The following is a 22,842-nucleotide window of genomic DNA, read 5'->3' as shown; positions in this document are numbered from 1 at the left end:
GGCTTCGGCCGGACGGGGCCCTTGGCAATTCCCTGTTGCCGAAACGCCCGCCCCTCTATGCTGATGGGCTGTCAACTTGCTCTCTGGCAAGGGACGTTCCACGCATCGGGGGAGTCGCGTGAGCACCACTCATGTGCCGCAGCAACCACAACCACCGCAGCCGTCACAGCAACCGCAACCCCAGCCACCGCCGCAACCACTGCCGCACGCCAGCGAGGCCACCCGGCTGCTGTGCGCCGGTACCTACCTGGACTCCGACTACCGCGACCGGGTCATCGAGGAACTGCACCTCAACGAACAGCGCATCGTGGCCCCTTCGCTCGGCTTCGACGCGGCCCGCGTCCTCGCGCACGCGCTGAGAGCCAGACGCCAGGAGCTGCTGTGGGCCGGGGCGATCCTGGCCCTCTGGGTGATCGGCGCGGCGCTGACCGGCGGACTGCTGGCCCTCTTCCTCGCCCCCATCCTGTACATCGCCCTCGCCTCCTGGATCCGGGGCCGCAGCGAGTACGCGCCCCTGTACCGGCGGGTGCCGGCCTTCCTGCTCCGCTGGTGGGGCCGCGCCCTGTTCGCGATCCTGCTGGTCTTCACGGCGGCCGTCGCCTTCGGGCGCCTGGACGAGGACTCGTCGAGCGGTTCGTCCTCCGGCTACGACTCCGGTCTGTACGGCGACGGCGGCCTCTCCGGGTCGACGAGCGCGACGGACGTGCTGGTGCCGTCCGGCAGCGATGTCGACGGGCTGATCGAGATGTGGCAGGCCTGGGCGACGTTCACGATGTTCGCCCTGATCGCGGCCTGTGTCGCCGCGCAGCGCGGGCAGTTCGCGCGGGCGCTCGCCGCCGAACTCTCCCCGCGCCGCTTCCCGGACGCCGCCTCCGACCCGGCCGAACAGGCCGAGGGACACCGCTTCCACCGGCTGAAGGAACGTATCCGTGTCGAACAGCACGCGCCGCTGATCATGTACAACGAGGCGCGGCCGTTCCGTGGGGCGGGTGCGGCCTACCAGACGTGGGTGCTCGCGGTGGAGCTGCGGCCCGACGAGATGAAGAAGCAGCAGCCGCTCGGCAACCGGGTCGTGCTGGAGAGGATCCGGCCGCTGATAGAGCAGTTGAGGCTGCCCGCCGAGTACTCCGGTCAGCTCGGGCGGGACCGGTTGCGGCGGCTGGAGATCGACGAGTGCGTGTTCCTGCCGGCCGAGGGGATCCTGCGGCGCGAGGAGGCGCCGTACCATCCGCAGGCCTTCGAGGAGCACCGGGCGCGGGCGGTCGAGGAGGGCGGGGAGAAGCGGCGGCACTTCCTGCGCATCCGGGTCGGCGGCTGGGAGGAGGAGCTGGTCGTCACGGTCTTCGTGCGCATCCACACGCAGGGCCGCATGCTCACCCTGGAGGTCGCCCCGCACGTACTGACGCCGGTGCGCGAGGACTTCAAGAACGCCGACCGCACCGCCCACCGCTACCGCCACAACAACGCGCTGGGCAAGGCGGCCTGGGCCGTCGCCCAGGTCCCCGGCTCGGTGGCCCGTTCGCTCGTGACGCTGGGCAAGGGGCTGCTGTACGTCTGGCGGCTGCTGACCGGCGGGTACGCGGGCGCGCTGCCCGACGGTCCGGGCGTCTCCGTACGGGAGTTGGGCTCCGTACCGCTGGGGTCGGACTTCCAGGAGATGGACGTACTGCGCTATCTGAAGAACGTGCAGGACCGGGTGGCAGGCGGAGTTCGGGCGGCGCTGGCCGAATCCGGGTATCTGACCGGCGAGTTCATGCAGAAGATCACCACGGTCAACAACTTCGGCGACGTCACGAACTTCGCCCGGGTGGAGAACAGCACCTTCGCCGTGGGCCCGAACGCCTCCGCCTCCTCCACGACCGGCGGCGCCGCGCCGCAGACAGGACCGGGTACCGATGGCCAACGATGAACCGAACGTCAGCTTCGGCGACGTCTCGCACAGCACCTTCGCCGTCGGCAGCCACGCGCGCGCCGTCTCCCACCACGGCACGGCACCCCAACGCGACGAGATCGCCGAGCAGTTGCTGACGGCGGTACGCGAACTGCGCGCCGACCTGGCGAGGGTGCGGGCGAGCGAGGAGACGGACGCGCTGCACAGGGCCCTGGCGGAGACGGAGGAGGAGATCACCCGCACGGGCAGCGCGGCTCCGTCCCGCCGGGAACGCCTGAGAGAGCTACTGGGCGACTCCCAGGCCCTGTTGAACGTCCTCGCCTCGGCGGGGGCTGTGGCGGCCCTGGTGGGGCTGTGAGGGGGAGGGTGAGGGTGGGATGAGCGGGGGATCGGCTCGGTACTGGAACGAGGACACGCAGAGCTGGGAGGACGTGGGGAGTGGTGGCGGGGCCGGCGTTCCGGTGACTCCGCCGCCACCGCCGATGCCGGGCTTCTCGCCGACGGAGGTGGTGCGACCGGACGCGTCGGCGTACGAGGTGCCGCCGGACGCCGGTCCGGATGGCGCGGGTTGGTGGCAGCCGCCCCCGGCCGGGTCCGCCGAGGCGCCCACGGTGACGGGGTGGCCCGGCGGTGTGCCCGGCCCGTCGGCCGCCGCGGTGGCCGACGTCGACGCGAGACGGCGGCGGCTGCTGTTCGCCGGGCTCGGCGGGGCCGGTGTCGTCGCGGTCGCGGTCGCGCTGGTGCTGACCCTCGTGGTCGACAACGGGGACGACGACGGCAAGGCGTCCCGGGCGACCGCCGCCGGGGTGTCGACGGCGTCCGTGGTCTCGTCGGAGCCGGTGGAGCAGCCGAGCGAGTCGGCGAGCGAGAGCGCGTCCTCGCCGTCCGCCTCGGTCTCCGTCGCCGCCCAACCGCCCCTCGGGTACGAGGTGTTCGAGGACGGGGAGGGGTTCCGGATCGCGCTGCCCGAGGGGTGGACGCGTACGACGGCCGACTCCCAGTACGGCATCCGGGTCGTCAACTACCGCAGTTCGGACAGTACGCACCGGATTCAGGTGTACCAGGTGCAGGAGCCGTCGCCACGGGCCTCGTTCGAGCTGTTCCTGTCGGACGCGACCGGAAAGGCGGCGGGCTTCACGGAGTTGGGGCTGGAGACGCTCGACGACGGGACGTTCACCGGGTCCCGGCTGGAGTATCTGGCCGACGCGATCAGGGGCGAACCCGAGGTCGGCCGCTGGCACGTCTACGACGAGCGTTTCGTCGCGTCGGACAGCAACATCTACGCGATCGCGGCGTACGGACCTGACGCGGACGGGCGGGACGACGAACTGGAGCTGCTGACGGTCGCGTTGGAGTGGTTCTGCCCGCCACTGGGCGCGTGCGAGCCAGGTCAACCCGGCGAGTCGGGTCAGCCGGGTCAGTCGGGGCGACTTGGCACGGGGACTGGCGCGATTCCACAGGATTCCACGGCTGGGACCCCGTCAATTCGGTGAAATCGGGTGTCGGGTGGGCGCCTTGTGTGCACGCTCAGTGCATGAGCGACTACAGGGATCACGTCCCCGCCTATCTGACGATCCGGGTCACCGCCCAGGAGGGCCCGATCGCGGCCTTCGCCGAGCAGGAGGCGGCGGAGGCCGCGATGCGGTACCCCGACCTGATGGGTGTGGGTATCCCGGAGTTCTTCCACGCCAAGGAGCGCGAGGCGGGCGGCTGGGAGCTGTTCGGCTACGGCAACGACACCCCGCAGGGCTCCCGGGACTCGCTCGGTTCGGTGTTCCGGCTGCGGGCGAGCGAGGCGGAGGAGGCGGGTGACGAGACCGCCAGGCGCAAGTGGATGGCGGCGGCCCTGCGCATGGACCGGGAGGTCGTGAACGACCTCCGGGTGCGCGGCGAACGCTTCCGCATCGTGCGCGCGTCCCGTTTCGTAAGGATGGGCCCGAACGGCCCCGAGCCGCCCCGCCCCTCCGACCCCGACCCGGCGGAGGTCGGCGAGGCGTACCGGGTCGGCCCGCGCACCAAGGGTTTCGTGGTCGACCCCGTCACGGGCACCGGGCTCTCCGACGGCATCCTCAAACTGGACCTGATCCAGTTCGTCGGCATCGCCCGCGGCGCCCCGCAGGACGTCCGGGACGAGGCAAGGCGCGCACTACACACCCACCCGGGCGGGGTACTGCTGCCCGCCGTCTACATGATCTCCGAGCGCGTGGAGGGGAGTTGGCGGTCGCACAACCCCGGCGCCTCCCACTCGACACCCCAGGGGGCGAGGGACTCGCTGGCCTACTGGCTGCGTGTGATGGCCCCCTACCACCGAGGCCTGACCGACGAGAAGGCCCAGGAGTACGCCTCGGTCGCCGACCGGGTGGACGAGAGGCGCCTGAACGTCGCGACAGTCGACGGGGTCCGCTACCGGGTGACCCGAGTGGAACGCCTGGTGAGAGTCGGCCCGGACGGCCCGGAGGGCCCCCGCCCCTCGGACTGGGACCCCGAGCCGCCGGTCGAGGTCCAGACCCGAGAACTGAAGGCGAAGGGCCTGTGGAGGGAAGAGGACGACGATGAGCCGGTCGAGTTCACCGGCCGAACCCTGGAACTGAAGCGCCGCTGGGACGCGGAGGAGGCGCGCAGGACGGCCGTACGGGAGAAGAGGAGCAAGGCGAAGGAGGAGGCACTGGAGAGGGCCCAGGCCCAGGGGCAGGGGCAGGGGCAGGGGCAGGTAGAGGGCCAAGGTCAGGGCCAGGCAGGGGTTCCAGGGCAGGGGGAGGGCGAGGGCGAGGGGCCGGGCGGAGAGGGTGAGGCCGGCGCGGGTGAGGGGTCGGGATAGGGCTGGGCCGGGCCGGGTGAGGACCGGGACAAGGCTGGGCCGGGCCGGGTGAGGGCCGGGAAAGGGTGACGCCCGGAATTGTGACGCTGGGAAGGGCGAGGCCGGACAGGTCAGGGGCCGGGAGCGGGCGAGGTCGGGAAGGCCGGCGGTGCCCGCTCGCAGCCTTCGTCGCCCTCGTCGCCAGGGTGCCCCAGGTCCACGCGACCGGCGTCGCGGCCGGTCCGCACGCGGTTCTCCAACTCCCGCCGGGCACCGGGGAGTCGGTGGTACGGGAGGCGGTCCGGCGGCGACCGGCGGTGGACCATGGCTGGGCGGGTGCGCAGGAGGAGCTGTGCGCGGCGGTCGCTTCGACGGCCGGTTCCTAGGCCTGTGCCGCCCTCCGCCACGCCACTTCCTCGGCGGTCAGCGGGCCGTGGACGCTGTACACGTCACCGACCCGCAGATTGTCCGGCGTCCGGTGCTCGCCGTAGGTGCCGATGACGGTGAGGGCGACACGGGAGTCGGGCTGCCAGAACGTACGGAAGTACGGACCGGTTGCCGGGATCGCCGGGATCTCCACCAAGGGCACACCGCGCCGCACGAGGAGACGTCGCAGTTTCTCGAACCTGAGCCTGCGGGCGAAGCGCCCGTACCGGGCACGAAGCACGTCGTGGACGTCGACGCGCTTCCGGTGCGCGAGCCGGTGCATCTGGAGGGTGAAGTGGTGGCCCGACCAGGGGTCGTCGGCGGAGGCGCGCTCCCAGAAGAACTCGGCGAAGCCGTAGCCGAGGCACAGGCTCCGGTCGCTGAAGGCGTCCTCGGCGAAGTCCGGCCCCAGGACCTGGGCGACCTGCTCGGGAGAGTCGGCGTGGCTCACGCCGAGCACGGCGCCGGTGGTGACGACCTCCATGTAGAAGGCCAGGGAGTAAGGGGTCACCGGTTTGCTCTCCTATCCTCCAGGGCCTACTTTTTCGTGGATATAGTAATCCCATGACCACCACTGATCCCGTATCCCGTGTCGCCATCAAGAAAATCACCCCCGATGTCTCCGCGTCGATGGGTGCCCTGCACGGCGCCGCCGTTTCCGCCGCGCAGGACGCCAAGCTCGAACCGGAACTCCTGGAACTGATCCGGATTCGCGCGTCGCAGATCAACGGCTGTGCGTTCTGCCTCGACATGCACACCAAGGACGCCCGCGCCCAGGGCGAGACCGAGCAGCGGATCTACGCCCTCAGCGCCTGGCGGGAGACCCCCTTCTTCACCGAACGGGAGCGTGCCGCACTGGCGTTCACCGAGGCGGTGACCCTGGTCCACGACGGACACGTGCCCGACGACGTGTACGCGGACACCGCCGCCGTCTTCGACGAGGCACAGGTCGCCGCACTGATCTGGGTGATCACCGTCATCAACGCGTACAACCGGACCGCCATCGCGACCCGTATGGTTCCGGGGGCCTATAAGCCGGCGGCGAAGTAGGGCAGCCGAATTCGGGCGTGAAAAGGTGAGGCGGGGCGAATTCGACGCCCTGCCCCACCTTTCTTCACCTTTCTTCTCTCTTTTTCTTCTCGCTCTTTACTTTCTTTCTCCGGTCGTTTACTGCAGCGGCTCCATCAGGGCCTCCAGCCATTGCCGCCATTCGGCCGCCCGTTCCGCGCGCCCGGCCCGCAACAGCGGTTCCGATCCCTCGCCCGTCGTCCATTCCGTCACCGGGCGGATTCCGTGCAGGGCGTTCACCAGCCACACCTCGCGGCCGTCCAGGTCGGTGAGGGCGCGTTCGCGGTGGGCGACGCGGATGCCGGTGCGCTGGGCGCGTTCCTGGACGAGGGAGAGGGTGACCCCGGCCAGGACCGGGAGCTGTGGCGAGGGCAGACACAGGGTGTCGTCCTCCCACCACAGGACGCTGGAGGTGGCGCCCTCCAGGACCACGCCCGAGGGTGTGACCAGCACCGCCTCGTCGGCCCCGGCACCGTTCGCCCGCTGCCGGACCCGGGCCAGGGTGTCCAGGTCGGGGCCCTTGCGGCGGGGGACGGTCCGCGGATCGGGCTGGCCCGTCGCCCAGACCCGTACGCTCGTGCCCAGCGGTGGGGCGTGCCGGAGCAGGAGTCTCAACTCCCTTGATTCCGCGCCCAGTTCCACCCGGGGGAACCACTCCCCGGTGCGCGGCAGCGCGGTGGTCATGTCCCGCCAGAAGTCCACCAGTTGGCGCGGCGAGGGGCCGCCGGAGTCGCCGCAGGCGCGCAGGAAGCGTTCCCGGTGCCGGACGAGGCCGCGGACCCGGCCGTCGCGCAGCAGCCAGGAGTCGGCCACCGCCAGCCGCTCGCCCACCGTCGGTACGGAACCGGCGGAGCCGGGACCGGTCAGACCACGGCGCGGCGACCACGTCAACAGCCCTTCCCTGGCCGCCGCTTGTGTTGCTGGGTACGTCATCAAGTGCTCTTTCTCGATGCCTTGGTGCTCTGCTGCCTCGGTCAGTACTTGCGGCCGGCCACCGCCGGTGCCCCGTTGCGCGGCCCGTACGGCGCGTGCTCCAGCCACGACCCGCACCACGGCAGGACCGGTGCGAGGGCCGCCGCCGCACGCTGCTTGGCCCGGACGATCCGGCGCTGCGGGCGCAGGTGGTCCAGGGCCGTACCGGCGGCGGCGCTGTTGAACAGGGCCGCCGCGTGCCGTACTTCGGCGAACTCGGCGACCGCCCCCTCCAGCCCCGTTCTGGTCACCGCCGCGATCGCCGACGCCGCTGCCGCCGCGTCCGCGATCCCGCTGTTCATGCCGCGCGCCCCGAACGGCGGGAAGAGATGCGCCGCCTCCCCGACGAGCAGCACCCGCCGGTGCGGATCGGTGAACGCGTCCGCGACCTTGCGCAGGAAGCGGTACGTCGACACCCACAGGATCTGCGAGCCGTACCCGGGCGCCTCAAGCACCGACGGCAGCCAGTCCCGTACGGCCTCCTCGGTGCCGTACGCCTCCTGCCGGTCGTCGTCGCGGCACTGGAGGTCGACCTGGAAGCCGCCGGTGAACGGCACCCGCATCACGCTCCGGCCGCCCACGCCCGGGTGTTCGTAGTGGAAGACGCGCTCCAGGGGGAGTTCGGCGCCGGGGATGTCGGCGACGTCCACGACCACGTGGAAGCCCTCCGAGCGCGTCCCCTCCATCGTGATCCCCAACTCCGCCCGTACGGCGGACCGGGCGCCGTCGGCCGCGACCACGTGCGTGCCGTGCCAGACGCCGCCGTCGGAGTCGGTGAGGGTGACCCCGGTCGGCGAGGAACGCACGCCCGTCACGCGCACGCCCCACGCGAACTCGACGCCCGCGTCCCGGCAGGCGGCGCGCAGGAAGCGCTCCGTGTCGACCTGGCGCAGACTGGTGAACGGCGGTATGGACACCGGGGAGTCGGGCGTCTCCGGGAAGGTGCGGGAGTAGACCTCGCGGCCCCGGTAGAGGGTGCGCCTGGTGTGCCAGGTCCGGCCGTACGACGTGAACTCGGCGGCCAGGCCCGGGCGCATCCCGTCCAGCAGCCGCAGGGTCTCGCGGTGCACGAACAGGGCGCGGCTGCCCGGGCGTTCACGGTCCTCGGGGTCCGACTCCAGGACCACGACCGGCAGTCCGTGCGCGCGCAGCCCGAGGGCGGCCGAGAGACCGACGGGACCGGCACCCACGACGATCACCCGCTCCGGTACCCGCTCGGGTACCCGCTCCGGGGTGGTCACGCGCGGGCGCTCTCGGCGAGCATGCGGCTGATCTCCACCCGCTTCACCTTCCAGGTCGCCGTCATCGGCAGCTCCTCGAACCGCCACTGACGCGGCGCGGCCATCGTCGGCAGGTCGGCGGTCGCCTGCTTCCAGCGGTCGGGGTCGAGGGGCACCTCGTCCCGTACGCAGATCACCGGCACCGGCTCACGGTCGGCGCCCGGCACGATGACGACCTCGCGCAGCTCCTCCAGCCGGTCCATCAGCGTGTCCTCGACCTCCAGATTGCTGTGCACGGAGTCGATCTGGTCGATCTCGCGGTCGATGAGATAGAGCGCGCCGAGCCTGCTGCGGTACCCCATGTCGCCCATCTGCCACCATCCGCCGCCGTCCAGCTGGCGCTCGTACTGCTCGCGCGCGCCGAGGTAGGTGAGGATGCGTCCGCGCGTCCGGGCCTCGATGCGGCCCGGCTTTCCCGGTGCGGCCGGCTGTCCGTCGTCGTCCGTGACGCGGACCCGGGTGAAGCCGGGTATCCCGATCCCGACCCGCCGCCCGTCCGCCTTCGCGGCACTGCGCCGGGTGAACCACTGGAAGGCGACAGGACCGGTCTCGCTCTGCCCGTACAGCTGGATCAGCCAGGCGTTACGCCGCTTCGAGGCGCCCAGCAGCCGCTTCACGGTACGCGGGTGGATCGCGTCGAACGTCGACCCGTACGACCGTACCCGTGACAGGGGTTGACCCGGCGCGTCCGCCAACTCCTCCCACAGGACGAAGGTGTTGGGGTGCGTCTCGACGATCCCGGGGCGGTGGCGGGCGAGCAGCGGGCCCACGTTGGCCGGGGCCGGGTCGGTGATCAGGAGCAGCGGGCTGCCGAAGTGCAGGAGCACGCCGAGGAGATGGTAGAAGCGCGAGTGCACGAAGGACATGTGCAGCGCGGCCGTCTCCCCGCGCGTGGGCCAGCCCATCGCCTGCTGCGGTACGAGCCGGTTCCACATGGTGTTCGCGCAGTGCACGGCGAGCTTCGGGATGCCGGTGGTGCCCGAGCTGTGGGTGATCAGCGCGGGTTCACGGGGGTGGAGGCGGACGGGCGCCGCGGGTTCGGCACCGGCGTACATCTCCAGCGGTTCGGCGCCGGGCGCGTCGGTGCCGACGTCGACGGCGAGGGTCCGGCGGACCAGCGGGGAGAGGTCCAACTCCGCTAGCGGGCCGGTGAGTTTGGCGCTGTCCGTGAGCAGCCACGGCCGCCGCAGCCGCTGCAGCAACTGGCCGACGACCGGTCCGGCGAGGCCGGGGGAGAGCAGCACCGGGACCGCGCCGATCCGGGAGACCGCACAGGTCAGCAGCACGATGTCGACGTTGTCGGTCTTGTGGACGACCACCTGCTCGGACGGCCGTACTCCCGCCGCCCACAGCCGGGCCGACAACTCATCGACCAGGTCGGCGAGTTGGCTGTAGCTGAGGTCCACCCCGAGATCGGGACTGACGTCCAGCGGCCGGTCCAGGGTGACGAAGACGGCTCCGTGCCGGTCGGCGGCCCGCCGGAAGACCGGGCCCAGATAGAAACCGCGTTCGGCGAGCAGGGGCTGCTGCTGTGGCATGCGCCCGTTCCCTTCTGAAGGCTGAAGTACGTGTCGTGCGGCGGGACTTGCGATGGTGGTGACGGTGGTGAGGGTGGTCGTGCCGGTCACCAGGCGCCCTGGCGGACTAGGTGGCGGCGGAGCTTGCCCGTAGAGGTGCGGGGCAGCGACGGGACGAAACTGACGCTGCGGGGGGCCTTGAAGGCGGCGAGCCGGGCGCGGGCCAGCTCGATCAGTTCGGTCTCCAGGCCCGCCCTGGGCGGTTCGACGGGGACGACGAAGGCACGCAGCCTGCTGAAGCCCCGGTCGTCGGTGAGCGCGGCGACGGCGACCTCCTTCACCGCCGGGTGGGTGCGCAGTACGGCCTCCACTTCCAGCGGCGAGACCGTGATGCCGCCGACCATCTCCATGTCGTCGGCGCGGCCCAGATGCCGGTAGGAACCGTCCGGTTCGCGCACCGCCCGGTCCCGGGTGGCCAGCCAGCCGCCGACCAGCGAACTCGCTGTCTCCTCGGGCCGGTTGAGGTAGCCGCTCGTCACCGTGGGCCCACGCACCCAGAGTTCGCCCTCGACGCCCTCCGCGCCCTGGCCGGCATCGGGTAAGCGGGCTCCGGCGCGGTCGCGCAGCTCGACCTCGAAACCGGGGACGGGACGGCCGACCGTACCGGGGTGGTTGTGGTCGAGGCTGTTGGCGCAGAAGGCGTGTCCGGCCTCCGTCGAGCCGATCTGCTCCAGCACCGGGGCGCCGAGCAGCTCGGCGACCTGCTGCCCGAGCCCCTCCGGCAGCCCCTCACCGGCCGACACGGCGGCCCGTACGGAGGCGAAGCAGGACTGGTGGCCGCTGCCCCGGTCGGAGACGAGGGCGGCGTACGCGGACGGCACCGAGTAGATCAGTGTGACCCGGTGCCGGGCGACGAGTTCGTCGACGGCGGCCGGGGTCGGCCTCCGGTCCACCAGGACGGCCGAGGAGCCGGAGAAGAGCGGGAAGACGAAGGCGTTGCCGAAGCCGTACGCGAAGAACATCTTCGACACGGAGAGGGTGACGTCGTCCTCGGTGATGCGCAGCAGCCGGCGCCCGATGAGGTCGTGGTAGGTCTTCGGGTCGCCGTGCGCGTGCACAACTCCCTTGGGGCGCCCGGTCGTTCCGGAGGTGTACTGCACGTACAGGGGCGTGTGCGCGTCCACCGGGTGGGCGGTGGCGGCCGGTTCGGCGGTGGGGGCGAGGGCGGCGAGCTGATCGGCACCGAGCAGGGGCCGCCCCGCGAAACGGCCCTCCTCCCCTTCCGTCTCCTCCAGACCGGGTCCGGTCACGCACAGCACGGCCTGGGCGTCCTCCGTCATGAATGCGTGGTCGGCGGCGGGGAGTTCGGGGTTGACCAGGACGGCCACCGCGCCGAGCCGGGCGGTCGCGAGGAAGGCGGTCACCCAGGTGATGCCGTCGGGCAGGGCGAGGAGCACCCGGTCACCGGCCCGTACCCCGTGCCCGGCGAGGACCGTCGCCGTCCGGGCGGCCAGCTCGTGCACCTCGCCGTGCGTCCAGGAGCGGTGCCCCTGGTGTCCCTGGTGGAAGGCGGCCCGGTCGGTCCAGCCGCGCCGCTCGGCGAGGGCGGCCAGGTGGGCGGCGAGGTTGCCGGGGGCGCCGGCGTCCGCCGGGGGCGGGGGCGGAGGAGCCGTGGGGGAGGGGTGGGTCGTCATCGCGCGGCCTCCTCGGCGGCGACCGGCAGGGACGAGGACGTCCGGGACGAGGAAGAGGACGACCGGTACTCCTCGTAGGCGCGCATCTGGGCGGCCGTCTTCAGGAGCATCTCGTCGTACTCGGCGACCGGGTCGGAGTCGAGGACGATCGCGCCGCCCGCGCCCAGCTGCATCTCCCCGTCGGCGATCACGGCGGTCCGGATGACGATGCTCAGATCGGCGCCGCCGCTGCACCCCAGATAGCCGAGGGCGCCGGAGTACACACCCCGGGCCTCGGTCTCCAGCGAGTCGATGATCTCCATCGTGCGCAGCTTGGGGGCGCCGGTCATCGAGCCGCCGGGGAAGCAGGCGCGGACGGCGTCCACCGAGTCGGTGCCCTCGCGCAGCCGTCCCTCGACGTAGGAGACGAGTTGGTGCACGGTCGCGTAGGTCTCGGCGACCATCAGCCGGGAGACGCGGACCGTGCCGGTGCGGCAGACCTGGCCGAGGTCGTTGCGGAGCAGGTCGACGATCATCAGGTTCTCGGCGCGCGTCTTGTCGTCGGCGGCGAGCGAGTCGCGCAGGGCGTCGTCCTCCGCAGGACCGCTGCCGCGCGGCGCGGTGCCCTTGATGGGCCTGGCCTCGGCCATGCCGTCCCGGGTGATGCGCAGGAACCGCTCGGGCGAGGAACCGGCCACGTCGAGGTCGCCGAAGCGCAGAAAGGCCGCGTACGGCGCCGGGTTGACCCGGCGCAGCACGCGGTAGTAGTCGTACGAGTCCGCCGGGGCGGGCATCCTGGCCGCGTCGGTCAGACAGACCTCGTAACTCGTACCGGCCCGCAACTCCCGCTGACACGAGTCGATGTCGGCGAGATAGGTGGCCCGGTCACGCACCAGCCACGGCTCGGCGGCCTCGGGGTCCGGCGCGGCGGCGGGCACGGGTGCCGGGGTCTGTTCCGCGACGACGAAGGTGAGTTGGGCCAGTGCGCTGTCCAGCCAGTCGGCGGCCTCCAGCGTGGCCTGCGGGGTGTCCTCGGCGAGACAGACCGCGTAGGTGTGGCCCTCCTGGTGGTCCACCGCGATCAGCCGGTCGGCGAACAGCCAGCAGGCGTCCGGGGTCTGGGCCCGATGCGCGTTGGCGGAGGCGCCGCAGTCGGCCTTCGTCTCGTACCCGAAGTAGCCGACGTAACCGCCGGTGAAGTCGAACGGCAGCCCGGTGGCGTCGACCTGACGGCTGATCAGCTTCCGCTTCAGGTAGTCGAAGACGCTCGCCTGCACCTTGCGGGTGGGCCGTCCGTCCCGCTCGATCTCGCAGACGCCGCTGGTGACGTCGTACCGCACGAACTCGGCGAGCGGACCCGACCCGTCCCCGAAGAACGAGAACCGCGACCGTCCCGCCTCGACCTGCGAACTGTCCAGCCAGAAGGCGCGCGGCGAACCCGCGTACATCCGGCCGAAGGCGGCCTCCGTGTCCACGGCGGTGGTGATCCGGCGGGTGTGCAGCCGGTGGGTGGGCCGCTGCGGGGCGGAGCGGCGCTGGGCCGGGATGCGCGGGGTGCGGGGGACGAGCACGGGGGAGGTGGGCTCGGGCATCGCCGCGGCCCGGCGGGTGACGGCGGTGTTCTTCGTACGGAGCTTGCGGGCGCGGTCCGCGGTGAGGTTGCGGAAGTTCATCAGCATGCGCCGGCCGTACTCGGTGAGGACGGACTCCGGGTGGAACTGCACTCCCCACAGCGGGCGGGTGCGGTGCCGCAGGCCCATCAGGACGCCGTCCTCGGACCACGCGGTGGCCTGGAGGGTCTCCGGCAGCGGCTCGCGCACGGAGAGGGAGTGGTAGCGCACGGCGGTGAAGTTCTGCGGCAGCCCCTTGAAGAGGTCCTGCTCGTCGTGCCGGATCGTGGAGAGATACCCGTGGCGGGGCTCGGGGGCGGGCACGACCCGGCCCGATTCGCCGAGCGCGATCCCCTGGTGACCGAGGCAGACGCCCAGTACGGGGATGTGCGACTCGGCGAGTACACGTGCGCTGATCCCGAAATCGCGGGGGGCCGCGGGGTGTCCCGGCCCGGGGGAGACGACCACGTTGTCGAAATCGGCAAGAGTGTCGAATGCGCTGGTCACGGCGGCAGGGGCGTCGTTACGGATCACCACCGGTTCCTCGCCGTTGACCTCGGCGATCAGCTGGAAAAGGTTGTACGTGTACGAGTCATAATTGTCGATGAGCAGGGTCTTCACCCGCCCACCTCCCTTGCATCGTTCATGCGGTAGTTCATGCGGTTCTCCGTTTGTGCCGTCCACGGAGTGCCTGGAGCGGCGGATACAGCCATTTCTTGAAGAACCGCTGAAGGCGCGGCATGAGGATATAGGTGACGAATGCCGTCACGGCCAGGCACAGCAGTAGCGTACGCAGCAGCGGATTGACGCCGCCGAGATAGGGGAGAATGGTCAGATTGAATATAAGCACGGGTGGAAAAACCGCGCTCATATTCACGAACCAGAGCTTCCATTTGTCCGGAGGACGGGGCGGGGCCGGCGCCGCAGCGGCGGCCGGGGTGTCCGTCTGAGCCTCGAACCAGGTCTTGGAGCCCGGCACGCTGCGGCGCCCGGTCTCTCGGGCCAGTGTCTGCGCCTTGGCCGTCCACTGGGCCCAAGCGACGGAGTTCTCCCAGGCCAGCCCCGAACTCTCACTGTCGAAGCGGTAGACCACATGCCAGTCCGCCTCTCCGTCGACAAGCACACCACCCCCCAGAAAACCCGGCTCACGCGCGGTCGCGCGCAGCATGGCCCACCCCCAGGAGTGGAACTCGGTCTCGCGGCCCGGGATCACTTGATACGCCACCGTGACGGTGACGGGATTCCTGGTCACCCTGTCGTATACGCACCGGGATGCGGTCACGCTCAAATCTTCAACGAAGATTTTCGAAACCCCCGCCAGGATGTCCGGAAGATGGCTTCTTGTCGTCCTTTGAGCCAGCTTTGTGTACTCTGTCGATCAATGTTTGAGTGATACTCGAGGTAACTTCTCCGGAATTCAGGAAAGTGCTTGCCGGGCGGGCGGTAAAGCTGCACGATCGCCATTCGACCAACGCGAGGGAGATTTCATGTCCAGGTACGACTGGGATATGACTCACGAGGGGATCGAGCGGGCCCGGTCCGTGATCGAACCGGCACGAAAAGAAGTGACCGCCCACCCCATTTACCAGCGGATAAACACCCGGGAACACATGGCGACGTTCATGGAACACCATGTGTTCGCGGTCTGGGACTTCATGTCCCTGCTCAAGTCGCTGCAGCGGGAGCTGACCTGTGTCGACGTCCCCTGGGTGCCGCGCGGGTCGGAGGTGAGCCGGCGCCTCATCAACGACATCGTGCTCGTGGAGGAGAGCGACGAGCTGAACGGCGGCTTCACCAGCCACTTCGAGCTGTACCGGGCCGGCATGACGGAGGCCGACGCCGACCCGACCCGCATCGACACCTTCCTCGGCCTGGTCGGCGAGGGCCACGACGTGACCTCGGCCCTACGGGTGGCCCAAGTCCCGCTCCCGGCGGCCGAGTTCGTCCGCACGACCTTCGAGATCATCAACGACCGCCCGCTGCACTGCCGGGCGGCGGCGTTCGCCTTCTCCCGGGAGGACCTCATCCCGGACATGTTCGACCAGGTGATCAAGAAGGAGGGCACGGACCGCTTCCCCCTCTTCCGCGACTACCTCTCCCGCCACATCGAGGTCGACGGCGAGGAACACACCCCGATGGCCATGCAGATGGTCGCGGACCTGTGCGGGGTGAGCGACGAGAGGTGGAGGGAGGCGGCCGAGACGGCGATGGACGCGCTGGAGGCGAGGGTGCGGTTGTGGGACGGGGTGGTGGCCGCCTTTTAGCCTGTCTGGGGGTCCCCCCTCTGGGGGAGTTTGAGGACGAGGCCGTTCAGGCCGATTGCGGGGGTCTGGGGGCGCAGCCCCCAGAAGGATGGGAACGGGTAAGGGCGGCGGGGGCGAGAACTCACTCCGGGGCCTCACCGAACCGGGCCAGCGCCAGCGCCCCCGCCACCGCGACCCCGAACCCCACCACCGCCAGCCACCCCAACCCCTCCCGCGTACGATCCCCCAGCCACACCACCCCGATCAGCGCGGGCCCGATCGTCTCCCCGATCACCATCCCCGCGGTAGGCACGGTCACCGCCCCCCGCTGCAACGCCGAAGTCAACGCGAGAAACGCCGCCCCACCCCCCACCACCACCGCGTACACCGCCACGTTCCGCACCAGCGCCCCCACCGACACCTCGTCGACAAGCCGCACCGACACCTCGACCACCCCGAACCCGAACCCCGCCCCCAACCCGAGCACCAGCCCCCGCCCGCGCTCGGGCAACCGCCCACCGAGCAGCCCCAGCACCAGCACCCCCACCGCGATCGCGAGCATCGCGTACCCCAGCGCGTCGGGCCCCGCCCGCTCGCCCTCCGTCCCCGAGGCGAGCCCCAGCATCCCCATGCCCGCGCACACGACCCCCACCGCGGCCCACTCCACCCCGCTCAGCCGCACCCGCAGCAGCCGGGCGGCGACCACCGCGGTGACGGCCAGACTCGCGGCCAACGCCGCGCCGACCGCGTAGATCGGAACGGACCGCAGCGCGGCGACCTGGAAGACGAAGCCGAGTCCGTCGAGCCCCAGCCCGGCGATGTACCGCCACTGCCGCACCGCCCGCAGCAGCAGCGCGGCATCGCCCCCTCGGCCGGGGACGTCGGCGGCGGCTCGCGCGGCCATCGCCTGCAACACCGTCGCCGTACCGAAGCAGACCGCCGCGCCGAGCGCGCACACCATTCCAAAGAGCACAAAGCGACTCTAGGTGGACGGGAGGTACAGGGGGGTAGGCGTACACCCGTTCTTGGACGATCTTTAAGCTGAGCCAACGTCAAGCAGGGCGAAACACCAACGGGGAGACACGAACATGGCCGACGCAGCCAGACAGTCACGCGGGCAACTCCGCTCAGGCACCGTCGTACTGGGCGGAATGGGCCTGCTCGCAGCCGCCCTCACCGCCTGCTCCTCCGACGCCCCCGACAAGCGCTGCGTGGACCGCGACAGCTACAACGCGGCCAAGGGCTACAAGGTCGTCGCCGACAAGAACTGCAAGACGGTCACGGCCGTCAACGGCGCCCACTACTACGGCGGCAAGAAGAAGTCCGGCTGGGTCAAGGGCGGCTCCTTCTCCAAGTCCGGCAAGAGCAGCGGCAGTTCGAGCGGCGACAGCGACGGTTCGAGCACCGGCGTACACCGTGGTGGCCTCGGCGGCGGCGACAGCAGTTCGGGCGGCTGAGCCCGGTATGCGGCGCCGCACGATCGAGCCCCGCCCCGACTGGCAGCGGACGGTCGAGGAACAGGGGCTCATCTACCCGCTCACCCGCCACCCCGACGGTCGCCTGCGCCCCTACTGGGACGAGAGCGCGTACTACGTCTTCTCGCTCCCCGAGGTGGAGGCGCTGGAGGAGGTCGTCGAGGAACTCCACGGCATGTGCCTGGCCGCGGCCGACCACATCGTCACCGAGAACCGCTTCACGGACCTGGGCATCACCGACCCGCGCATCGCGTCGGCGGTCGCCGAGGCCTGGCACCGCCGCGCCGAACTCCCGTCCCTCTACGGCCGTTTCGACCTCCGCTACGACGGAGACACGGGGACACCCGCGAAGCTCCTCGAATACAACGCCGACACCCCCACCTCCCTCGTGGAGGCGGCCTCCCCCCAGTGGTTCTGGATGGAGGACCGCTTCCCGGGCGCCGACCAGTGGAACTCCCTCCACGAACGCCTGGTCGCGGCCTGGAAGAAGCAGGCCGCACTCCTCCCGCCCGGCAGCCCCCTGCACTTCGCGCACTCCGCCGCCGACGAACTCGGCGAGGACCTGATGACGGTGGCCTATCTGAAGGAGACGGCGGAACAGGCGGGCCTCGACACCGACTGGCTCGCCGTGGAGGAGATCGGCTGGGACTCCCTCTCCGGCCGCTTCGTCGACAACCGACTCCGGTTCATCCGCAGCTGTTTCAAGCTGTACCCGTGGGAGTGGCTCACCAGCGACGAGTTCGCCGGCCACGTCCTCGACACCCTGGACAACGGCGGCGGCACGGGTACGACGCTGTGGATCGAGCCCGCCTGGAAGATGCTGCTCAGCAACAAGGCGCTGCTCGCGATCCTCTGGGAGCTGTACCCCGGCCACCCGAACCTCCTCCCCGCCTACCTGGACGGCCCCCGCGAACTGGCCCACACCACCGGTTACGTGGCGAAGCCGCTCCTGGGCAGGGAGGGAGCCGGCGTGACGATCCACGAACCGGGCAGCGCACCCGCCGTACCGGCGGACGGCGAAGAGGCCTGCTGCTACCAGGAGTTGGCCCCGCTGCCGGACTTCGACGGCAACCGGGTGGTGCTGGGCGCGTGGGTGGTGGAGAACGAGTCGGCGGGCCTGGGCATCCGCGAGTCGGCGGGCCCGATCACGGACGAGTACGCCCGCTTCCTGCCCCATGTGATCCTCTAGCCGGATCCCGCGGCGGCTCGTCCCGCTCGGATGGTGGACGTGCTCGGATGATGGACGCGGGACCTCCGGTGTCCGGTGTGCCCGGTAAGGTGACCGACGGGCCGTGACTGGCGCGCTGGGATGGGATCGACCATCGGGGAGCGGCCCGAGCCGCAATGTGTGCCGTGCGCCTGGGCCGACCCGTGAACGCCGAACGCCACGTCCGGAGGTCCCCATGTCACCCGAGCCCCGCTCCACCGGCTCCCTCTCCAACGAGTCCACCGCCTTCCGCGCCGCCCTCGACGTGATCCGCGCCGTCGAGCCGCGCGTCGCCGACGCCATCGGCCAGGAGGTCCACGACCAGCGCGAGATGCTCAAGCTGATCGCCTCCGAGAACTACGCCTCCCCGGCCACCCTCCTCGCGATGGGCAACTGGTTCAGCGACAAGTACGCCGAGGGCACGATCGGCCGCCGCTTCTACGCCGGCTGTCGCAACGTCGACACCGTCGAGTCCCTCGCCGCCGAGCACGCCCGCGAACTCTTCGGCGCCCGGCACGCCTACGTCCAGCCGCACTCCGGTATCGACGCCAACCTCGTCGCCTTCTGGGCCGTACTCGCCGACCGCGTCGAGGCGCCCTTCCTGGAGAAGACCGGCGTCCGCCAGATCAACGACCTCTCCGAGGCCGACTGGTCCGAGCTGCGCCGCGCCTTCGGCAACCAGCGCATGCTCGGCATGAGCCTGGACGCCGGCGGCCACCTCACCCACGGCTTCCGCCCCAACATCTCCGGCAAGATGTTCGACCAGCGCTCGTACGGCACCGACCCGGCGACCGGCCTGATCGACTACGAGGCCCTGCGCGCGACGGCCCGCGACTTCAAGCCGCTGATCATCGTCGCGGGCTACTCGGCGTACCCCCGGCTGGTGAACTTCCGGATCATGCGCGAGATCGCCGACGAGGTCGGCGCGACGCTGATGGTCGACATGGCGCACTTCGCGGGCCTGGTCGCGGGCAAGGTCCTGACCGGCGACTTCGACCCGGTCCCGCACGCCCAGATCGTGACGACCACCACGCACAAGTCCCTGCGCGGCCCGCGCGGCGGCATGGTCCTGTGCGACGACTCGCTCAAGGACCAGGTCGACCGGGGCTGCCCGATGGTCCTGGGCGGCCCGCTCCCGCACGTGATGGCGGCGAAGGCGGTGGCACTGGCCGAGGCCAGGCAGCCCGCCTTCCAGGACTACGCCCAGCGCATCGTCGACAACGCCCGCGCCCTGGCGGAGGGCCTGATGAGCAGGGGCGCGACCCTGGTCACCGGCGGCACGGACAACCACCTCAACCTGATCGACGTCGCCTCCTCCTACGGCCTCACCGGCCGCCAGGCCGAGACCGCCCTCCTCGACTCGGGCATCGTCACCAACCGCAACGCCATCCCCGCCGACCCGAACGGCGCCTGGTACACGTCCGGCATCCGCATCGGCACCCCGGCGCTCACCACGCGCGGCCTGGGCACGGCGGAGATGGACGAGGTGGCGAGCCTGATCGACCGGGTCCTGACGGCGGCGGAGCCGGGCACCACCAAGTCGGGCGCCGTGTCGAAGGCCTCCCACGTCCTGGACGAGAAGGTGTCGGAGGAGATCTCCCAGAGGGCGACGGACCTGGTGGCGGGCTTCCCCCTGTACCCGGAGATCGACCTCGGCTGATCAACGCCCTCAGGGGCAGCCTGCCAGGGGCGCGGGGAACTGCGCGACCAGCCACAACCGGTCCGCAGTCCCCCACGCACCGAACCACCCCCCACCTCCCGGGCCAATCCCACCCTCACCCTCTGAGAGAATGGTGAACATGGCCTCTGACCGTCCCCGCGTGCTCTCCGGAATCCAGCCCACCGCAGGCTCGTTCCACCTAGGCAACTACCTCGGCGCAGTCCGCCAGTGGGTAGCCCTCCAGGAGACCCACGACGCCTTCTACATGGTCGTCGACCTGCACGCGATCACCCTCCCGCAGGACCCGGCCGACCTGCGCGCCAACACCCGCCTCGCCGCCGCCCAGCTCCTCGCGGCGGGCCTGGACCCCGACCGCTGCACCCTCTTCGTGCAGAGCCACGTCCCCGAGCACGCCCAGCTCGCCTGGGTCATGAACTGCCTCACCGGCTTCGGCGAGGCCAGCCGGATGACCCAGTTCAAGGACAAGTCGGCCAGGCAGGGCGCCGAAAGCGCGAGCGTCGGCCTGTTCACGTACCCGATCCTCCAGGTCGCGGACATCCTGCTCTACCAGGCGAACGAGGTCCCCGTAGGCGAGGACCAGCGCCAGCACATCGAGCTGACCCGCGACCTCGCCGAGCGCTTCAACGGCCGGTTCGGCGCGACCTTCACGATCCCGAAGCCGTACATCCTCAAGGAGACGGCGAAGATCTACGACCTTCAGGACCCGTCGATCAAGATGAGCAAGTCGGCATCGACGCCGAAGGGCCTCATCAACCTCCTGGACGACCCGAAGGCCACCGCGAAGAAGGTCAAGAGCGCGGTCACGGACACGGACACCGTGATCCGCTTCGACCCCGCCGAGAAGCCCGGCATCAGCAACCTCCTCGGCATCTACTCGACCCTCACGGGCGTCGAAATCGCCGAACTGGAGCAGAAATACGACGGCAAGGGCTACGGTGCGCTGAAGGTGGACCTCGCCGAGGTCGTCGTCGACTTCGTGACGCCGTTCCAGGAGCGCACCCAGCAGTATCTGGACGACCCGGAGACCCTCGACTCGATCCTCGCCAAGGGCGCGGAGAAGGCACGCGCGGTCGCCGCGGAGACGCTCTCCCAGGCGTACGAGCGGGTCGGCTTCCTCCCGGCGAAGCACTGACCCGCACCAGCACCCGTACCACCACCTGAACCAGTACCACCGGACGGCGCACGCCGGGCCATCGGAGAGCGCTGCACATCACTACGCGTGCGCCTGCCCGCAGACGCCCCCTGCCCGTACAGTCGATAGCCGACTGACATGAGCGACACCGAGACGACGAAACAGAGACGACGAACAGGAGACGACGTGGGGACCGTAACGATCGGTGTGTCGATCGCGGTCCCGGAGCCTCACGGCACCCTGCTCCAGGAGCGGCGTGCGGGCTTCGGCGACGCCGCCGCTCACGGCATCCCCACCCATGTCACCCTGCTGCCGCCCACGGAAGTCGACTCGGCGGCGCTGCCCGCCATCGAGGCGCACCTGGTGGAGGTGGCCGCGGCCGGCCGCCCCTTCCCGCTCCGGCTCTCCGGCACCGGCACCTTCCGGCCGGTCTCGCCCGTCGTGTTCGTCCAGATCGTCGAGGGCGCCGAGGCCTGCACCTGGCTGCAGAAGCAGGTCCGTGACGCCTCGGGGCCGGTGGCACGCGAACTCCAGTTCCCGTACCACCCGCATGTGACGGTCGCCCACAGCATCGACGAGGAGGCGATGGACCGCGCCTTCGCGGACCTCGCCGACTACGAGGCCGACTGGCCCTGCACCGGCTTCGCGCTCTACGAACAGGGCCCCGACGCGGTGTGGCGCAAGCTGCGCGAGTTCTCGTTCGGCTCGACCGTCGTACCGCCGCAGCCGACCCATGTGGACCGCGGCACGCTTCCGACCAGGTAGAACCGCCACACGGACGGGCGTTTCCGGGGTACAAGGTCACTATGGACTGGCTGAAGAAGCTCCCCGGCGTCGGACCGGTCGTCGTCCGGCTGATGTCCACGCACGCGTGGCGGTCGTACGAGCGCCTCGACCGCGTGAAGTGGACGAGGCTGGCGGCGGCGATGACCTTCATCAGCTTCGTGGCGCTGTTCCCCCTCCTCACGGTGGCCGCCGCGATCGCCGCGGCCACGCTCAGCACCGAGCGGCAGCACACGCTGGAGGACAAGATCGCCGAGCAGGTGCCCGGCATCTCCGAGCAGCTGAACATCGACAGCCTGGTGCAGAACGCGGGCACGGTCGGGGTGATCGCCGGGGCGGTGCTGCTGTTCACGGGGATCGGGTGGGTCGGCTCGATGCGGGAGTGTCTGCGGGCGGTGTGGGAGCTGCCGGAGGACGAGGGGAACCCTGTCCTGCGGAAGGTGAAGGACACGGGAGTCCTGGTGGGCCTGGGCGGCGCGGTCCTGGTCACCCTCGCGGCGTCGACGGTCGCCTCGGCGGCGGTCGGCTGGATCGCGCGGGGCCTGGGCATCGACGAGGCGGGCTGGGGAGCGGTCCTGCTACGGGCGGCGGCGTTCGGCGTCGCCGTCCTGGCGGACTTCCTGCTCCTCCTCTACGTCCTGACCCTCCTCCCAGGCGTGGAACCGACCCGGCGCAGACTGATCGTGGCGGCACTGATGGGAGCGGCGGGTTTCGAGTTGCTGAAGCTGCTGCTGAGCAGCTACATGCAGGGGGTGGCGGCGAAGAGCATGTACGGGGCGTTCGGAGTGCCGGTGGCGCTGCTGCTGTGGATCAACTTCACATCAAAACTTGTCCTGTTCTGCGCGGGCTGGACGGCAACGGAGCCGGCCCAACGGGAGGACCCGAAGCAGCCCCCGACCCCGTAACGACTTTTCCTCGCCCCCGCCGCCCCTACCCGTTCCCATCCCTGGGGGCTGCCGCCCCCAGACCCCCGCTGTCGCGCTGAACGCGCTCGTCCTCAAACGCCGGACGGGCTGAGGGGTGCCGGCCGGCGCTTGGGTTTTCAGCCCGTCCGGCGGTTGAGGACGAGGCCGTCCAGGCCGATTTT

The 22,842-nt window shown here is 70.7% G+C and carries 20 protein-coding genes, 1 pseudogene and 1 riboswitch; of the genes and pseudogenes, 13 read left to right on the top strand and 8 right to left on the bottom strand.

The window, feature by feature from the left end:
* Positions 1-118: 118 nt before the first annotated feature.
* The 5 genes from CW359_RS27135 to CW359_RS45960 all read left to right on the top strand — a co-directional run bounded on the left by CW359_RS27135 (position 119) and on the right by CW359_RS45960 (position 5,074).
* Entirely contained in the window at positions 119-1,909 is a 1,791-nt protein-coding gene (locus CW359_RS27135; RefSeq protein ID WP_105972770.1) for a hypothetical protein, read from the top strand.
* Positions 1,896-2,249, top strand: a complete 354-nt coding sequence (locus tag CW359_RS27130; RefSeq protein WP_105972769.1) for a hypothetical protein — start codon at positions 1,896-1,898, stop codon at positions 2,247-2,249. Before CW359_RS27135 ends, CW359_RS27130 begins: the two co-directional genes overlap by 14 nt.
* A gap of 19 nt (positions 2,250-2,268) precedes the next feature.
* Complete coding sequence (locus CW359_RS45965; protein ID WP_198655405.1) at positions 2,269-3,384, top strand: hypothetical protein; 1,116 nt, start codon at positions 2,269-2,271, stop codon at positions 3,382-3,384.
* Positions 3,385-3,425: 41 nt separating this feature from the next.
* Positions 3,426-4,709 (top strand): DUF5954 family protein, encoded by a 1,284-nt coding sequence (locus CW359_RS27120; RefSeq protein WP_232838610.1) that lies wholly within the window; start codon positions 3,426-3,428, stop codon positions 4,707-4,709.
* 185 nt (positions 4,710-4,894) lie between these two features.
* Positions 4,895-5,074 (top strand): hypothetical protein, encoded by a 180-nt coding sequence (locus tag CW359_RS45960; protein WP_198655404.1) that lies wholly within the window; start codon positions 4,895-4,897, stop codon positions 5,072-5,074.
* Here CW359_RS45960 and CW359_RS27110 read toward each other — a convergent pair.
* Entirely contained in the window at positions 5,071-5,625 is a 555-nt protein-coding gene (locus CW359_RS27110) for a hypothetical protein (protein WP_105972768.1), read from the bottom strand. The genes CW359_RS45960 and CW359_RS27110 overlap by 4 nt on opposite strands.
* 53 nt (positions 5,626-5,678) lie before the next feature.
* Between CW359_RS27110 and CW359_RS27105 the strand changes: the two genes are divergently transcribed.
* Positions 5,679-6,164, top strand: coding sequence for a carboxymuconolactone decarboxylase family protein (locus CW359_RS27105; RefSeq protein WP_105972767.1), 486 nt, complete (start codon positions 5,679-5,681; stop codon positions 6,162-6,164).
* A gap of 117 nt (positions 6,165-6,281) precedes the next feature.
* Here the strand turns inward: CW359_RS27105 and CW359_RS27100 are convergent, their stop codons facing one another.
* The 6 genes and pseudogenes from CW359_RS27100 to CW359_RS27075 all read right to left on the bottom strand — a co-directional run bounded on the left by CW359_RS27100 (position 6,282) and on the right by CW359_RS27075 (position 14,522).
* Positions 6,282-7,115 carry an aminotransferase class IV gene (locus CW359_RS27100; RefSeq protein ID WP_105972766.1) on the bottom strand — a complete coding sequence of 278 codons (834 nt, stop codon included), beginning with the start codon at positions 7,113-7,115 and terminating at the stop codon, positions 6,282-6,284.
* A 41-nt stretch (positions 7,116-7,156) separates the two neighbouring features.
* Entirely contained in the window at positions 7,157-8,395 is a 1,239-nt protein-coding gene (locus CW359_RS27095) for an FAD-dependent monooxygenase (protein WP_105972765.1), read from the bottom strand.
* Positions 8,392-9,963 (bottom strand): annotated as a pseudogene (locus CW359_RS27090) (class I adenylate-forming enzyme family protein); the annotation flags it as partial. The gene CW359_RS27095 and the pseudogene CW359_RS27090, both read right to left, overlap by 4 nt.
* A gap of 95 nt (positions 9,964-10,058) precedes the next feature.
* Positions 10,059-11,645, bottom strand: coding sequence for a benzoate-CoA ligase family protein (locus CW359_RS27085; protein WP_105972763.1), 1,587 nt, complete (start codon positions 11,643-11,645; stop codon positions 10,059-10,061).
* Positions 11,642-13,855: an aminodeoxychorismate synthase component I gene (gene pabB / locus CW359_RS27080; protein WP_105972762.1), complete on the bottom strand. Its 2,214-nt coding sequence runs from the start codon at positions 13,853-13,855 to the stop codon at positions 11,642-11,644. The genes CW359_RS27085 and pabB overlap by 4 nt, the downstream gene beginning before the upstream one ends.
* A 34-nt stretch (positions 13,856-13,889) precedes the next feature.
* Positions 13,890-14,522 (bottom strand): antibiotic biosynthesis monooxygenase, encoded by a 633-nt coding sequence (locus CW359_RS27075; RefSeq protein WP_105972761.1) that lies wholly within the window; start codon positions 14,520-14,522, stop codon positions 13,890-13,892.
* A gap of 199 nt (positions 14,523-14,721) precedes the next feature.
* Here CW359_RS27075 and CW359_RS27070 point away from each other — a divergent pair, with 199 nt between their 5' ends.
* Positions 14,722-15,498, top strand: coding sequence for a DUF3050 domain-containing protein (locus CW359_RS27070; protein ID WP_198655403.1), 777 nt, complete (start codon positions 14,722-14,724; stop codon positions 15,496-15,498).
* A 121-nt stretch (positions 15,499-15,619) separates the two neighbouring features.
* Here the strand turns inward: CW359_RS27070 and CW359_RS27065 are convergent, their stop codons facing one another.
* Positions 15,620-16,438: a hypothetical protein gene (locus CW359_RS27065; RefSeq protein WP_105972760.1), complete on the bottom strand. Its 819-nt coding sequence runs from the start codon at positions 16,436-16,438 to the stop codon at positions 15,620-15,622.
* A gap of 127 nt (positions 16,439-16,565) precedes the next feature.
* Between CW359_RS27065 and CW359_RS27060 the strand changes: the two genes are divergently transcribed.
* From CW359_RS27060 to CW359_RS27035, 6 genes are all read left to right on the top strand, one after another.
* Positions 16,566-16,934 (top strand): hypothetical protein, encoded by a 369-nt coding sequence (locus CW359_RS27060; protein WP_105972759.1) that lies wholly within the window; start codon positions 16,566-16,568, stop codon positions 16,932-16,934.
* A gap of 7 nt (positions 16,935-16,941) precedes the next feature.
* The gene (locus CW359_RS27055; protein ID WP_105972758.1) at positions 16,942-18,141 is read left to right on the top strand and encodes a glutathionylspermidine synthase family protein; all 1,200 of its coding nucleotides are present in this window, start codon (positions 16,942-16,944) and stop codon (positions 18,139-18,141) included.
* Between the two features lie 93 nt (positions 18,142-18,234).
* Positions 18,235-18,324: riboswitch (ZMP/ZTP riboswitch) on the top strand.
* 31 nt (positions 18,325-18,355) lie between these two features.
* A complete protein-coding gene (locus CW359_RS27050; RefSeq protein ID WP_105972757.1) occupies positions 18,356-19,819 on the top strand; it encodes a glycine hydroxymethyltransferase in 1,464 nt (487 codons plus the stop codon).
* A 139-nt stretch (positions 19,820-19,958) separates the two neighbouring features.
* Positions 19,959-20,972: a tryptophan--tRNA ligase gene (trpS, locus tag CW359_RS27045; RefSeq protein WP_105972849.1), complete on the top strand. Its 1,014-nt coding sequence runs from the start codon at positions 19,959-19,961 to the stop codon at positions 20,970-20,972.
* A gap of 186 nt (positions 20,973-21,158) precedes the next feature.
* Entirely contained in the window at positions 21,159-21,737 is a 579-nt protein-coding gene (locus CW359_RS27040; protein WP_105972756.1) for a 2'-5' RNA ligase family protein, read from the top strand.
* A gap of 41 nt (positions 21,738-21,778) precedes the next feature.
* On the top strand, positions 21,779-22,660 hold the full coding sequence (locus CW359_RS27035) for a YihY/virulence factor BrkB family protein (RefSeq protein WP_105972755.1): 882 nt from the start codon (positions 21,779-21,781) through the stop codon (positions 22,658-22,660).
* The last annotated feature ends 182 nt before the right edge of the window (positions 22,661-22,842 follow it).

The organism is Streptomyces geranii, assembly GCF_002954775.1.
GTDB lineage: Bacteria > Actinomycetota > Actinomycetes > Streptomycetales > Streptomycetaceae > Streptomyces > Streptomyces geranii.
Note: the sequence above shows the minus strand (reverse complement) of the source record. Positions and strands in the feature narration are given on the sequence as shown.

Bases quoted from the DNA above. Each gene is read 5' to 3' on its own strand.
- CW359_RS27130 (WP_105972769.1), top strand. From the start codon at position 1,896: ATGGCCAACGATGAACCGAACGTCAGCTTCGGCGACGTCTCGCACAGC.
- CW359_RS45965 (WP_198655405.1), top strand. From the start codon at position 2,269: ATGAGCGGGGGATCGGCTCGGTACTGGAACGAGGACACGCAGAGCTGG.
- CW359_RS27120 (WP_232838610.1), top strand. From the start codon at position 3,426: ATGAGCGACTACAGGGATCACGTCCCCGCCTATCTGACGATCCGGGTC.
- CW359_RS27105 (WP_105972767.1), top strand. From the start codon at position 5,679: ATGACCACCACTGATCCCGTATCCCGTGTCGCCATCAAGAAAATCACC.
- CW359_RS27100 (WP_105972766.1), bottom strand. From the start codon at position 7,115: ATGACGTACCCAGCAACACAAGCGGCGGCCAGGGAAGGGCTGTTGACG.
- CW359_RS27085 (WP_105972763.1), bottom strand. From the start codon at position 11,645: ATGACGACCCACCCCTCCCCCACGGCTCCTCCGCCCCCGCCCCCGGCG.
- CW359_RS27070 (WP_198655403.1), top strand. From the start codon at position 14,722: ATGTCCAGGTACGACTGGGATATGACTCACGAGGGGATCGAGCGGGCC.
- CW359_RS27065 (WP_105972760.1), bottom strand. From the start codon at position 16,438: ATGGTGTGCGCGCTCGGCGCGGCGGTCTGCTTCGGTACGGCGACGGTG.
- CW359_RS27060 (WP_105972759.1), top strand. From the start codon at position 16,566: ATGGCCGACGCAGCCAGACAGTCACGCGGGCAACTCCGCTCAGGCACC.
- CW359_RS27055 (WP_105972758.1), top strand. From the start codon at position 16,942: ATGCGGCGCCGCACGATCGAGCCCCGCCCCGACTGGCAGCGGACGGTC.
- CW359_RS27050 (WP_105972757.1), top strand. From the start codon at position 18,356: ATGTCACCCGAGCCCCGCTCCACCGGCTCCCTCTCCAACGAGTCCACC.
- trpS (WP_105972849.1), top strand. From the start codon at position 19,959: ATGGCCTCTGACCGTCCCCGCGTGCTCTCCGGAATCCAGCCCACCGCA.
- CW359_RS27035 (WP_105972755.1), top strand. From the start codon at position 21,779: ATGGACTGGCTGAAGAAGCTCCCCGGCGTCGGACCGGTCGTCGTCCGG.